The sequence below is a fragment of the Sphingobacterium sp. Mn56C genome, from assembly GCF_049319645.1.
In the GTDB taxonomy this organism is placed as follows: domain Bacteria; phylum Bacteroidota; class Bacteroidia; order Sphingobacteriales; family Sphingobacteriaceae; genus Sphingobacterium.
The window spans coordinates 471,798-484,951 of record NZ_JBMOUC010000002.1 but is presented as its reverse complement, the minus strand read 5'-3'; the positions used below and the strand labels follow the sequence as shown (position 1 = coordinate 484,951).

Sequence of the window (13,154 nt, the reverse complement as noted above, 5' to 3'; positions counted from 1 at the left end):
ATTTTTATTTTTAACACATGATTGAATATATGAAGGACGATAAATCCCCCTGGGCATCCTTGGGGTTGTTGTTAGTTTTAACGGTTATTTGTAGTGTAGCAGCACAGTTCGTGGTTATTCTGCTGGGGCTTTTAACTAGCGGCAGCTTGCATGCTGCGCAGCAGGATGGGGTTGCTGTGGCGGCATTTACGGAAAAACCATTTTTTATGTATGCCTTGTTGGTCGCCAGCTCATTCGGTACATTTTTACTCCCTGCCATAATATTGCAGCTGCGCGAGCCTTTCAGGTCGTATTTTCCGACAGAAAATAAGGGTAACCTGGGGTTTTATGTCTTAGCTGTATTGCTATTGGTGGCCTTTGGCCCCGTGATGCAGTGGGTAGGTGCGTTAAATAGCGAGATGTCGCTGCCTCCGGGTTTAGCAGGTATTGAAGCGTGGATGCGCGCGCAGGAGGATAAAATGGCTGTATTGACGGAGCAAATTGTGATGGTAGATCATGTCGGGCTTTTGCTGTCGAATATTTTAGTGATGGCGGTTGTGCCCGCAATTGCCGAGGAGTATTATTTCAGGGGCTCCTTAATGCAAATTATTCAGCGTTTAACGCATAACCATCATATTACGGTGTGGTTAACGGCCGTTATTTTTAGTGCAATACATGTGCAGTTTTTTGGTTTCTTTCCGCGGCTAATATTGGGTGTATTTTTTGGGTATATGTTTGTTTGGTCTCGAAATATATGGGTGCCCATATTGGGGCATTTCGTCAATAATGCTACCGTAACGGTTATTGCGTTTGTCTATACAAAGCAAGGAAAAACATTCGATGACCTACAACATAATGAGACCTATTCAATATTTGTGTATCTTGGCAGCTTAATTATTACGGGCGCTTTGGCGTTTTATTTTTATAAAAAATCAAAACAACAACAACAGATTATTCATGGAGAAAGGTTGGATTAAATTACGCACATATACCAATGCGTTGCAAGCAGAAATTGTAAAACAAATGCTGGAGGAAAATGGTGTTCCTGCCGTTTTATTGAATAAGCAAGATTCTTCCTATTTATTTGGCAAAATTGAACTCTTTGTCTCGGAAGAGGTAGAGCAGCAGGCTTTGGCTTTACTTGAGGACAGTGAAATAGAGACCGACGGAGGGGATGATGTTAACTAGAGCGATTACAGGTTTTTTCTTTATTGCCGTATTAATTGGCGCCTTACTTTTGGGGGAGTATTCTTTTGTCGCCTTTTTTAGTTTTGTCGGCATATGGAGTATGTATGAGTTTTATGGTATTGTTCGTTCAGACCAAGTGCAGCCCAATGTAGTTTTAGGTTTGTCGGCCGCTGTGACACTATCCGCCAGCATAGGGGCTTATTTTTTGTTGGATACCCCATTGCAGTTTATCTTTTTAACGGTACCTTTTGTATCTTTTATTTTTATACGTTCGTTATTTCAAAAACGAGCACTGCCATTTCATGACCTTGCCTATACCTTTGCAGGTGTTATCTATGCCTGTGTGCCCTTTTTATTTTTCGTGGCTTTAGGTTTTATTCAAGGTACCTACAATTTCCAAATCCCCTTAGGTTTTATGGTTATCCTGTGGGCCAACGATACTGGCGCCTACCTGTCGGGAAGAGCGCTGGGAAAACGCAAATTATTTGAGCGTATCTCTCCCAACAAAACATGGGAAGGCTTTATTGGAGGGGTGTTATTTGCGATAGCATTTGCCATGGGCTTAGCGTATTATTTTGATTCCTTACCGACATGGCAGTGGGCTACGGTTGCTTTATTAATTGCGGTGTTTGGAACCTTGGGCGACCTGGTGGAGTCTATGCTGAAGAGAAGCCTCGGCGTTAAAGATTCTGGCCATATTTTACCGGGGCATGGTGGTCTGTTGGATCGATTTGATGGTTTGTTGGTTGCAGCACCTTTGGTGTATGTATTTTTAATCCTCGTACAGTGTTATGGAAATTAAAACAGCGACATTTGATTTTTTAGCTCGCCTGAAGGAGAATAACAATAGGGAGTGGTTTCAGGAGCATAAGGCGGAGTATGATGCTGCGCATCAGAATGTTATTGCTTTTGTAGACGCAGCCATTGCCGAGTTGGCGCAGGTAGATCCTCATATAAATACCGATATTAAAGCCTCAAAATGTCTGTTTCGGATTTATCGCGATGTACGGTTTTCTAAAAATAAATCGCCCTACAAGAACTGGCTTGCAGCGGGTATATCTGTCGATGGCAGAAAGCTGGATGGCCCAGAATATTACCTGCATATCGAGCCGAATAGAAATATTATTGCGGTGGGGTATTGGATGCCCAAAAAGGAACATTTAGATGCCATCCGTCAAGAAATAGATTATAATTATAAGGCCTTTGAAGAAGCATTGCAGCAGGGCGGATGGACTGTTAAGGACTTATCTCAAGAGGATAAGCTAAAAAGGCCACCTGCTGGATACGCTGCCGATGACCCGCATATCGAAGTTTTGAAGTTAAAGAGTTTTATCCTGCAGAAGGAGCTCTCCAATGCGGAGATGTCTTCTCCTGACGCCATACAGCATGTTATGGCGATTTGTAACCGTGTGTTATCTTTTAAAAAGTTTATACATCAGGCTATCGATATATAGTGCTAGCAAGCACATGGCACAATCCATCTGCTTGCTCCTATATTTTTTATTGGGGCAGGCTGATTTTACCCATACATACAGCTGGCGCATTTTCCAATAACGCCACGTGTTCAATATTTCCTGCCAGTGTTTCATTGGCGAGTACCGAAAATAAACAAGCCTCTTTGGCGTCGGGGTTGATGCCTAATTTACTGATGCTACTTACTTTAATATGCGGTAATCCTGCCTTTATATTTTCCATCAGCAAGGGGTTATGTAGCCCCCCTCCACTAATATAAACAGCTATAGCGTCCAAATCTTTTACGGCAGCCTGTATACCTTGAATGATTGCTGTAGCGGCGAATGCATTTAAGGTTGCCATAACATCTGCATGGGAGAGTTGCGTAGTCTGTGTCAATTGTTGTTGCTTTTCGAGGTAGCTGAGGTTAAAAAGCTCTGGCCCCGTTGTTTTGGGGAATGGATAGCTTAAAAAGCGCTCCTGCAATAAGCCCGCTAGTAAAACAGGGCATACCTGTCCCTGTTTGGCCAGGGTGGCATCTTCGTCCATTTCTAAGCCAACATATTTTAACATATATTGGTTCATCAGGGTATTTCCAGGGCCTATGTCTGAAGCAAATGCCTGGTGTGCCGATTCTCTTTTCGGCAGGAAGGTAAAGTTGGCTATTCCGCCGATATTCAATAGAATACGGTTTTCTTCGTTGTCGCTAAAGAGCAAAAAATCGCCATAAGCAGCCAATGGTGCCCCCTCGCCGCCAGCAGCAATATGTTTCTGGCGGAAGTCTGATACCGTTATAATACCCGTCTTTACGGCAATATGATCGCCGTCGCCAATCTGCAGGGTACCATTTGGCAGCGAGAAATCTTGGGTTAAGATTTGTGGTGCATGGAATACCGTTTGCCCATGACTGGCAATGATATCAATCGTGTCCGGAGGTATTTTCCAGCGTTTTAACGCGTCCAAAACTAGCGATGCATGCACTAATCCAACGTAGGCATGTAAGCCTGTTAAAGTCTGCTGGTTGCAATTTTGTTTCGCAAATACCTGGCGTATTTGCGTTCGGAATGAGGCCGGGTAGGGCATAGTTACAAACTGTAAAACCTCTACTTTAGTATCCCTTCCTGCGCCTTGGATTTTACACAAGGCAATATCCAACCCATCCAGTGAGGTTCCCGACATGAGACCTATAATATATCGATGGTCTTGTTTTGCAATACGATAAAGCTGCTGTATATGCCTGTTCATAAGCTAAAATTACACATATATGCTTTTGGTAATGTCAATGGATAATGATATTTTTGGAAAAAAAGATAAATATGAATTTTCCAGCAGAATTGAAATACACGAAAGACCACGAATGGGTTCGTGTAGAGGGCGATGAAGCCGTAATTGGTATTACTGACTTTGCTCAGCGTGAGTTGGGCGACATTGTTTTTGTAGATATTAACACAGTCGGAGAAGAGGTAACAGCTAATGAGGTGTTTGGCACAATTGAAGCCGTAAAAACTGTTTCTGATTTGTTCATTCCAGCTACAGGTACTGTTTTGGCTGTAAATGAAGCAATCGATGCTTCTCCAGAATTGGTAAATGCCGATCCTTATGGGGAGGGATGGATTATTCGTGTTAAATTAGCAAATCCTGCGGATGTAGATACGTTATTGTCGGCAGAAGATTACAAAGCCGAAATTAATGCATAAATAAAAAACCCGTGTTTTTAGCACGGGTTTTTTTTATGTCTATGGTAGGGCTTAGACTTATTTAAGTTTAAACTCCGCCGTAGAAGATACTTTGTTACCTTGAACTTCAATAACAGTATTTACAGATGAAAATTTGGTAGAAAAGGTTTTAGGGTCTAAGATATAATATCCCTTAACATTTCCTAAACTGTTACCAGATTCGTCTGTATAGGTACCTTCGATATTGATTTTATAACCCTCAGCAGTTTTTTCTGCAAGGGTGTTTTTTGTATTTCCTTTCGCATTTAAAGCGGCCAATTCAACATTACTTTCCCAGGATTCGCCAATAGCAATAGGGTGCTCTGGAAATGATACCGTAATATTCTGCATGCTCGATTTATCAAATGCCTGTTCGGAAACATTAGGGAAATCAATCTGTGTAACCTTACCTTTTTTATCCATCGTTAGGGTAAGTGCATTTTCCAATAGAGGTTTCAACTGCGACGCCATCATTTCCTCCATTTGATTGGCAGGTTCTTTAGACGAATCGTAGGCCATATTAATTATTCCCGCATTTACATCCGCCGTAACCTTAGTATATTTTGTTTCATACTTAATGCTGTTGTCCGAAATATCAACCGCAGTCATATTCATGTTCATTTTCATGTCCATAATTAGACTTTGTGCACCTTCAATATCCGTCTTTAGCGTCATCTCATAAGGAATAACCTTTCCTTTTTCGGGGTTTAATTTAAAGTCAATTTTTTGCTGAGCCTGAGCCTGAACAAACACAGTAGATGCAATGAATAGGGTAGTAAAGAGTTTTCTCATTTTATGTTTTTTAGATTTATATAAATATCGAAAAAATAATAGCTAAGAGATTCAAAGCTTAAATCTCTTAGCTATTATCTTACTATATATTAAGCAACACCTAAAATAAAAAAAGCCAGCGAAATTTCGCTGGCTTTTTTTTTATTTTTTGATGTAAGTAACTTCTTTTACAGCTTTTATTACCTTTTCCACGCTAGGTAATGTCGCTTCAACTAAGGTTGGGGCATAGGCTAATGGCACATCCGCAGATGTAACGCGTGTAACCGGAGCATCCAAATAGTCAAATGCATTTTTCTGAATATGGAACGATATTTCCGAAGAGATAGAAGCCAAAGGCCACGCTTCTTCAACAATAACCAAACGGTTTGTTTTCTTAACCGACTCGATGATTGCCGGGAAGTCGATAGGGCGTACTGAACGAAGGTCGATAAGATCTACACTGATGCCTTCTTTTTCCAATTCTGCAACTGCAGGGATTACTACACGTGGAAGCATTTTCCCGAAAGATACCACCGTAACATCTGTACCTTGCTGTATGACGTTAGCCTTTCCGATCGGTAAGTAATACGGTTCTTCAGGAACTAAACCTTTATCTCCGTACATGACCTCAGACTCCATAAAAATAACTGGATCTGGATCGATAATCGCTGATTTCAATAAACCTTTAGCATCGTAAGGGTTTGATGGAACAACAACTTTTAATCCCGGCGTATTTGCATACCAGTTTTCAAAGTTCTGGGAGTGCTGTGCTGCAAGTTGTCCCGCATTTCCAGTAGGGCCACGGAATACGATAGGGCAAGAAAACTGACCACCCGACATTTGACGAATCTTAGCTGCAGAGTTGATCACCTGGTCAATAGCAACTAATGAGAAGTTAAAAGTCATGAATTCAACAATAGGTTTTAAACCGTTCATTGCTGATCCGATAGCGATACCTGCAAAACCTAACTCGGCAATTGGTGTATCGATAACGCGTTTAGCGCCGAACTCATCAAGCATACCTTGACTTACCTTATAAGCTCCGTTATACTCGGCAACTTCCTCGCCTAATAAAAATATAGTTTCATCTTTACGCATTTCTTCGTTCATAGCTTCACGAAGCGCTTCTCTGAATTGTATTTCTCTCATCAGTTTTAAAATAGTGTCTTTTCAAAGTGAATATGCAAAACTAATATTATTTAACGACATTTCGCAATCTAAAAAGCAGTTAAATGGCTATTGGTTTGTCATTTGAAATTAAGGATTTAGCACCTTTTTTAAAAAGCTTTGTATCCAAATGTTCAGATTTTTTATGGACAGTGGAATGTTCCATGTCGATTTATCACGTTTTTCAACATAGTTTGAAAGGGCACGTATCTGAAGACAAGGAAGGTTTTCCTGCTGGCACACATAAAAGACAGCAGCACCCTCCATGGTTTCAATCTGTATATTTTGAAATATAGATTTTACGGCTTCAATAGAAGCCTCCTTACCATGCACCTTATTTACCGTTATGCCCTGGCATGGGGGTAAGCCCGTGTCCAAGCCTGCATACTGTTTTGGGGTGTAGGTCGATTCGCCAAACCCTAACTGCACTAATGTTAAGAAGCTGTCGCCGTCTTCCGCTCCCAATTCAGCAAAGGTATCCTTCGTAATTTCTACGACAGTACCTAAAGGAAAATCCTTATTAAAGGAGCCTGCTATACCTACATTGATAACAATATCGGGTTTGTAAAGCGCTAAATATCGGCCTAAACTATAGGCAGTGGCGGTCATTCCTACGCCGGTAATAAGGAAAGGAATTTGCACACGTTCTAAAAAAGGGATGCTACTGGCTATTTCTTCGCGTGTAGCGGCAACAATCAAAGGCTTCATTTTCTTTAGTTTTCAGCTGCTAAATTATAGTTTTTTAAGGTATATTTGCCATTATGATACATATAACCCGACGTGAACGATTTTGCGCAGCACATAAACTTTACCGTGCCGATTGGTCGGTATCGAAGAATGAGGCTGTATTTGGCTCTTGTTCCAATCCAAATTGGCACGGGCATAATTATGAATTGTTTGTAACTGTTAAAGGTAATATAGACCCTGAAACGGGTTTTGTAATAGACCTGAAAACAATGAAACATATCATAAATGAACAGGTTATTGTAAAGGTAGATCATAAAAATTTAAACCTCGATGTAGATTTTATGCAGGGGAAAATGGCATCAACGGAAGTGATTGCTGTGGAGATTTTTCATGTGCTGAAACCATTTTTTGATAAGGAAGGTGTCCTCTTGCATAGCGTAAAGCTGCACGAAACGGAAAACAACGCTGTCGAATATTTCGGCGATTAATCACAACATATAACATATAAAAATGAGTAATCCTACGGATTTCAATGAAGAAGTGGATGGTTATAAAAAAATAGACCTCTATAATAGTGCTCAAGTTGAACGTATTGGTGCACACTATACAGACATCCTGGCGGCTATTGGTGAAGATCCACAGCGGGAAGGGCTTTTAAAAACGCCCGAGCGCGTTGCTAAGGCCTTGCAGTTTTTAACCCATGGGTATAAAATTGACCCTTCGGAAGTCTTAAAAAGTGCGATGTTTGAAGAAGACTACAGTCAAATGGTCGTGGTGAAGGATATTGAGGTATATTCTATGTGCGAGCATCATATGTTGCCTTTCTTTGGAAAAGCGCATATCGCTTATATCCCGAACGGTCATATTGTTGGGTTAAGTAAGATTCCGCGTGTCGTGGATATTTTTGCCCGCAGGTTACAGGTGCAGGAGCGGTTAACAAACGAAATTCGCGATTGTATACAAGAAACCTTGAACCCGGCAGGAGTTGCCGTTGTCATCGAATGTAAGCATATGTGTATGGCGATGCGTGGTGTACAGAAGCAAAATTCGGTAACCACAACCTCAGCATTCACGGGTGAATTTCAGAATGATGTTACAAGATCTGAATTTTTAAGGCTTATAACCGCCTCGTTACATTAAAAAAAATATACCCTAAAAATGGGCTGTTTTGCTAGCAAAACAGCCCATTTTTTATTTTTATACGCCTACTTTTCCGAGTCTGCGTAACAAATCTTTGAAAGAAAAGTTTGATTTTTTAAAAATAAGTTCTGTAGATTCGCAGTTATGTTTCAAAATGAGGAAAAGGTAAACGTCTATTTAGAAGAGACTTGTGATGCAGAGGGTGCTTTGTTAAAGTCCATAAACAGAGAGACTTATCTTCGGGAGACAATGCCACATATGATGTCTGGGCATTATCAAGGCAGAGCTTTGGCAATGTTTAGCAAAATGGTTGCGCCAAAAAAAATTCTAGAGATAGGTACTTTTACCGGTTATGCAACGTTATGTTTGGCGGAAGGTTTACAAACTGATGGGGTATTGCATACCATTGATATCAACGAGGAACAGTACGAGCGTGTATCGGGTTACTTCGAGCGTTCGGCATATGCCGGGAATATTCGTTATCATATTGGGGATGCCTTTGAAATTATACCCACACTAACAGGTGATTTTGATTTGGTCTTTATTGACGCAGATAAAAAAAGAAACTTGGTTTATTACGATATGTTGATAGATCGGGTTCCTTCAGGTGGAATTATTTTAATCGATAATGTGCTGTGGAAAGGAAAGGTGTTTGACGATAAACACGACAGCCAGACTAAGCAGGTTATCGAATTAAATAAAACTTTGGCAAATGACAGTCGTGTAGAAAAACTGATTTTGCCAATTCGAGACGGGCTTTTTGTGTTACGCAAAAAGTAATTGTTGAACTAAAAAATAGATTATGCAAAAGTCATTAGTAAGCAGAATGTTGCTTATACTAGTATTGTGCATCGTATCGATATCATTAGCTTTGGGACAAAAGAAATTTACCCCTAGCAGCTATATCGAGAAGCACAAGACCGTTGCTCAGCAACTAATGCGAGAAACCGGTGTCCCAGCATCGGTGATTTTAGCAGTCGCTATTCATGAAAGCGCTTACGGCAACAGTCGAATTGCCACATACTTAAACAACCACTTCGGCATCAAAGGTAAAAACAACAGCAAACAAATTCGTTCGGCGTACAAGGGTTATGGATCTGTTATGGCCTCCTACAACGACTTTGTTGATTTCTTAAAAAGACGTAAATCTACGCAAACACTTTTCGACGATTATCCTGCACAAAATTCTTCCGCTTGGGTCAAAGGGATTGCCCGCTCGGGGTATTCCGCAACTAAGGGCTGGAGTACGCAGGTATTAAGTACAATCGATCGCTACAATCTAAATGATTTTGATGTAATTTAGTGCTCAACATATAATTTATTTGAATTGTAATGAGAGCGCTAGTTGTATTTTTTATGGTTATAGCATTGCTATCTTCTTGTAGTAGCAAGAAGCGTACGGTATTAGCTAATCCGAAACATTCTTCTTCAACCTGGAAAAAGCCGGATAATAGACCTGCTGGTGGCGGTAGAGCTGGAGGGACAATCTCGGGGCAGCATTATATTGAACGCTATAAGGATATTGCAATTCGCGAAATGAACCAGTATGGTATTCCTGCCAGTATAAAATTGGCACAGGCCCTGCTGGAGTCTGGAAACGGAAATTCCTATCTTGCGAAGGAAGCGAACAATCATTTTGGTATTAAATGTGGTGGTACATGGCGGGGCAAATCTGTGTCGCGAGCCGATGATAGCCCTAATGATTGTTTTAGGGTGTATGATAATCCTGAGCAGTCTTTCAAGGATCACTCTCAATTTTTATTGCGTAAACGGTATGAGAAGCTTTTCTCCTTAGCCAAGAACGATTATAAAGGTTGGGCTCGCGGGTTAAAGGATGCAGGCTATGCGACAAACCCACGATATCCGGAGCTACTTGTCGATCTTATCGAACGGTACCAATTATACCAATATGACCGGGCAGAGAGCTTTGTGGAACGCGAGGTGCGCGAGCATAAAGTTGAAACCGTTATTGAACAAAAGATAGAAACAGAACCTCCTGTGGCTGCAGAACAGATAAAATCGCCTGTAGCTATGGTAATTCATCAGGTAAAAAACAATGACACCTTATTTAGTTTGGCGCGTCAGTATAATGTTACAATAGATCAAATTAAGCAGTTGAACGGCATGTCGAACGATAATTTGGCTCTCGGTCAGCTTTTAGTGATTAGTAAATAAGCGTGAAAAGTTGTTAAACCGTATATAGTTAGCGTGTAAAAATGTAGTTTTACATTTATAATGACTAAACATTCGGTATTTTTTTTTACTGTTTTATTTTATTTACTATCACTATCTGTTTATGCGCAGGAAGCCGTGGAGGGTATTGTCTTCGATAAAGACAACAAACTACGGGTCGCTCATGTATTATTAACCAACATTAATTCGGGGGTTACGGTATATAACAATTTGCGGGGCGAGTTTTCCTTGCCTATGCATATAGGTGATCGTATTGTTATTAGTAAAGATACTTACCATAAGGATACCATTGAATATAATGGGGATAAAATTTTAATTATACAGTTAAAAAAGACCGCCATACATATTGCTCCTGTAACGATTATAGCGAAAGAGAGCCCTGAAAGAATATTTGAACAAAGACGTGACGAATATAATACCGCCTTTCGTTTAGCAAATCCAGGAGACTACCTTAGCGTTGGGCCTACAGGTGTAGGGCTTAGTATCGGTGCTATATATAATTATTTCAGTAAATCGGGGCGGAATGCCCGCCGACTGACGCAATACTTTCAACGGGAATATGAAGAAAATGTAGTGGATTTACATTTTTCAAAACCCCTGGTGAACTCAGTTACAGGCCTCGAGGGGCAAGCTTTAGACAATTTTATGGTCCGTTACCGGCCCTCTTATGCTTTTGTTATGCAGGCGACAACCTATCAAGTGATAAGTTATATAAAATCTAACTACGAATTTTTTAAATTTGTGCCATATATAAAACCGTTGCCCGATTTAAATAAGTTTAATATTGAGCCTTAATACTAGCATTTCTATGAATAAAATTTTACTTTTTTTTATGACTGCTGCTGTAGCGTTGTCTGTGGGGACTGCTGTGGCGCAGGAAAATTTAAAGGAACTCCGTGAAAAACCGGATACCCGTATCCTTAATCAAGATACAACAAAAGATATCCGTATTAAACAGATAGTTATTCCTATTCCTAAATTAGGCCTGGAAGTTAACTATTGGAAACACTGGTCAAAATTTGGTATTAATGCCAACCAGGCTACCTTTAGTGACAACTGGAGCGCCGGTGGGGTAAACTCCATTGCAGTGGGTGGAACAATTTGGCATAAGTCGGAATATAATAAGGATCGCTTTAACTTTACCTCAGAAATCGATTTAAGGTATGGTAAACAGCAGGTTTGGGATAATAAAAAAGAAGAAAAAAGAAAGTTTTTAGCTAAAAAGAATAATGACCGTATCTTCTTTGATAATAAGCTTGCCTATAAATTTACAGATAGATGGGCGGTTTATTTTGCCCTAACGATTGAGTCGCAATTTGATGTGGGTTATAAATACGATATCGATAAAGAAACACGCGAAGAAATAATTGTGGATACGATATCTGCATTTATGGCTCCCGGATATTTTACCGAATCCCTGGGTTTGGAGTATAAACCCGATAATACATTCTCCTTACGCTTGGGTACGGGTACAGCGCGGCAGACCTTATTGGCAGATAGCCGAATTGCACCCAAAGAAAATGAAAAAGAAGTGTATGGTGTGCAGCCGGGAAAAAAATTCAGAAATGACCTCGCCTTTCAGATAACAGCAAATTTGGATAGAAATCTGTCTAAAAATTTGAACCTTAAAGCGCGTTACAACCTATTTGCTGATTATAAAGATATCACTGATCCCGATCATCGTTTAGATGCTACATTAACCGCGAAAGTTACAAGCCTGGTAAACGTTACCCTTACAGGGATATTGGTATATAGATCGCAAGAATCAAAACGCATTCAGTATAGCCAGGCGTTGGCATTGGGCTTAATCTATGCATTGCCAAGATAATAAAGAAAATTGATAGACTAAATATAGGGGGAAACGATGGGAAGAACGTCGCTATGCTGGGTATTGTTGCTGCTTTTAGGAAGCAGCTGTGGAACATCAAGAAAAACATTGGTAGCGCCAAAGGCGATTCCGATGAAAGATGAGGCTAGGGTAGAAGAGCTATCGAATGCTAAGCTTACCACAGAGCCGGTTGCTGAGGTTAAAAGTCCTTTACTGCAGGAAGCTGCGGCAATCAAGGCCGAAATGACGCCCGAAGAAAAGGTCGCTGAACAAAGGCGCACAGGGGTTAATAAAAATGCCGATTGGGCCAGTGCCGTCCATTATGACCTGCGCAAGCCTAATTTTGTTATTATTCATCATACGTCGCAGAACAGCACCGCGCAAACTATACGTACCTTTCAAGTGCCCCACTCGAAGGTTAGTGCGCATTATGTTATCGGCCGTGATGGGCAGCTCGTACAAATGTTAAACGATTACGAACGTGGTTGGCATGCAGGACGTTCAAAATGGGGGACTGTTACTGATATAAATTCCGTGTCTATCGGTATAGAGCTCGATAACAATGGTCGAGAGCCATTTCCAGATGCGCAGATTAATACCCTGTTGGTATTACTGGAAACCCTAAAGAGCAAATACCTTATTCCGCAGTTAAATTTTATTGGTCACGGTGATATTGCCCCGACGCGTAAAGACGACCCTTCTGTATTGTTTCCATGGAAAAGATTGGCGCAAAAAGGTTTTGGAATCTGGTACAACGAAGAATTTCTGGTAGACCCTCCTGCAACGTTCAACCCGATCGATGCCCTAAAGATTATAGGCTACGACATGAGTAATCCAGATGCCGCTATACGCGCCTTTAAGCGTAAATATATCGTGACTGAGGTAAATGGTACGCTTACCACACGTGATAAAGCCGTACTATACGATTTATATAGGAAATATTATTAATCGTAAGACGATGCACCATATGTAAGGTCCGCAGTCTCGAGGCGGGCCTTTTTTATGTAGTTGTATTTTATCTTAGTGGTTACTGC

Annotated in this window: 17 protein-coding genes; 13 read left to right on the top strand and 4 right to left on the bottom strand. The window is 40.7% G+C overall.

The features are described from left to right. The first annotated feature begins 17 nt into the window (after window positions 1–17). Genes ACL9RF_RS09520 through ACL9RF_RS09505 form a run of 4 tightly spaced genes read left to right on the top strand, consistent with a single transcriptional unit; the run spans window position 18 to window position 2,621 of the window. On the top strand, window positions 18–956 hold the full coding sequence (locus ACL9RF_RS09520) for a lysostaphin resistance A-like protein (RefSeq protein WP_422800380.1): 939 nt from the start codon (window positions 18–20) through the stop codon (window positions 954–956). Continuing rightward, window positions 937–1,167: a DUF2007 domain-containing protein gene (locus ACL9RF_RS09515; protein ID WP_422800379.1), complete on the top strand. Its 231-nt coding sequence runs from the start codon at window positions 937–939 to the stop codon at window positions 1,165–1,167. The genes ACL9RF_RS09520 and ACL9RF_RS09515 overlap by 20 nt, the downstream gene beginning before the upstream one ends. After that, window positions 1,154–1,969 carry a phosphatidate cytidylyltransferase gene (locus ACL9RF_RS09510; RefSeq protein ID WP_422800378.1) on the top strand — a complete coding sequence of 272 codons (816 nt, stop codon included), beginning with the start codon at window positions 1,154–1,156 and terminating at the stop codon, window positions 1,967–1,969. Before ACL9RF_RS09515 ends, ACL9RF_RS09510 begins: the two co-directional genes overlap by 14 nt. Beyond that, a complete protein-coding gene (locus ACL9RF_RS09505) occupies window positions 1,959–2,621 on the top strand; it encodes a DUF2461 domain-containing protein (protein WP_422800377.1) in 663 nt (220 codons plus the stop codon). Before ACL9RF_RS09510 ends, ACL9RF_RS09505 begins: the two co-directional genes overlap by 11 nt. Window positions 2,622–2,667: 46 nt before the next feature. On the opposite strand, the gene ACL9RF_RS09500 is transcribed toward ACL9RF_RS09505, so the two are convergent. Then, complete coding sequence (locus ACL9RF_RS09500) at window positions 2,668–3,864, bottom strand: anhydro-N-acetylmuramic acid kinase (RefSeq protein ID WP_422800376.1); 1,197 nt, start codon at window positions 3,862–3,864, stop codon at window positions 2,668–2,670. Window positions 3,865–3,935: 71 nt separating this feature from the next. Between ACL9RF_RS09500 and gcvH the strand changes: the two genes are divergently transcribed. Further along, window positions 3,936–4,316: a glycine cleavage system protein GcvH gene (gene gcvH / locus ACL9RF_RS09495; RefSeq protein ID WP_422800375.1), complete on the top strand. Its 381-nt coding sequence runs from the start codon at window positions 3,936–3,938 to the stop codon at window positions 4,314–4,316. Between the two features lie 57 nt (window positions 4,317–4,373). On the opposite strand, the gene ACL9RF_RS09490 is transcribed toward gcvH, so the two are convergent. The 3 genes from ACL9RF_RS09490 to mqnB form a co-directional block, all read right to left on the bottom strand. Next, complete coding sequence (locus tag ACL9RF_RS09490; RefSeq protein WP_422800374.1) at window positions 4,374–5,126, bottom strand: DUF6263 family protein; 753 nt, start codon at window positions 5,124–5,126, stop codon at window positions 4,374–4,376. Between the two features lie 141 nt (window positions 5,127–5,267). Continuing rightward, the gene (locus ACL9RF_RS09485; RefSeq protein WP_422800373.1) at window positions 5,268–6,254 is read right to left on the bottom strand and encodes a pyruvate dehydrogenase complex E1 component subunit beta; all 987 of its coding nucleotides are present in this window, start codon (window positions 6,252–6,254) and stop codon (window positions 5,268–5,270) included. 108 nt (window positions 6,255–6,362) lie between these two features. Next, complete coding sequence (mqnB, locus tag ACL9RF_RS09480; RefSeq protein WP_422800372.1) at window positions 6,363–6,980, bottom strand: futalosine hydrolase; 618 nt, start codon at window positions 6,978–6,980, stop codon at window positions 6,363–6,365. Window positions 6,981–7,033: 53 nt separating this feature from the next. On the opposite strand from mqnB, the gene ACL9RF_RS09475 reads away from it, so the two are divergent. The 8 genes from ACL9RF_RS09475 (at window position 7,034) to ACL9RF_RS09440 (ending at window position 13,068) form a co-directional block, all read left to right on the top strand. Continuing rightward, window positions 7,034–7,447, top strand: coding sequence for a 6-pyruvoyl trahydropterin synthase family protein (locus ACL9RF_RS09475; RefSeq protein WP_422800371.1), 414 nt, complete (start codon window positions 7,034–7,036; stop codon window positions 7,445–7,447). Between the two features lie 22 nt (window positions 7,448–7,469). Next, a complete protein-coding gene (folE, locus tag ACL9RF_RS09470; protein ID WP_422800370.1) occupies window positions 7,470–8,099 on the top strand; it encodes a GTP cyclohydrolase I FolE in 630 nt (209 codons plus the stop codon). A 144-nt stretch (window positions 8,100–8,243) separates the two neighbouring features. After that, entirely contained in the window at window positions 8,244–8,879 is a 636-nt protein-coding gene (locus ACL9RF_RS09465; RefSeq protein ID WP_422800369.1) for an O-methyltransferase, read from the top strand. Between the two features lie 22 nt (window positions 8,880–8,901). After that, window positions 8,902–9,402, top strand: coding sequence for a glucosaminidase domain-containing protein (locus tag ACL9RF_RS09460; RefSeq protein WP_422800368.1), 501 nt, complete (start codon window positions 8,902–8,904; stop codon window positions 9,400–9,402). A 29-nt stretch (window positions 9,403–9,431) separates the two neighbouring features. Continuing rightward, window positions 9,432–10,274 (top strand): glucosaminidase domain-containing protein, encoded by an 843-nt coding sequence (locus ACL9RF_RS09455; RefSeq protein ID WP_422800367.1) that lies wholly within the window; start codon window positions 9,432–9,434, stop codon window positions 10,272–10,274. A gap of 60 nt (window positions 10,275–10,334) precedes the next feature. Further along, window positions 10,335–11,087: a hypothetical protein gene (locus ACL9RF_RS09450; RefSeq protein WP_422800366.1), complete on the top strand. Its 753-nt coding sequence runs from the start codon at window positions 10,335–10,337 to the stop codon at window positions 11,085–11,087. A gap of 13 nt (window positions 11,088–11,100) precedes the next feature. Further along, complete coding sequence (locus ACL9RF_RS09445; RefSeq protein WP_422800365.1) at window positions 11,101–12,120, top strand: DUF3078 domain-containing protein; 1,020 nt, start codon at window positions 11,101–11,103, stop codon at window positions 12,118–12,120. Between the two features lie 36 nt (window positions 12,121–12,156). After that, window positions 12,157–13,068, top strand: a complete 912-nt coding sequence (locus ACL9RF_RS09440) for an N-acetylmuramoyl-L-alanine amidase (protein ID WP_422800364.1) — start codon at window positions 12,157–12,159, stop codon at window positions 13,066–13,068. Window positions 13,069–13,154: the final 86 nt, after the last annotated feature.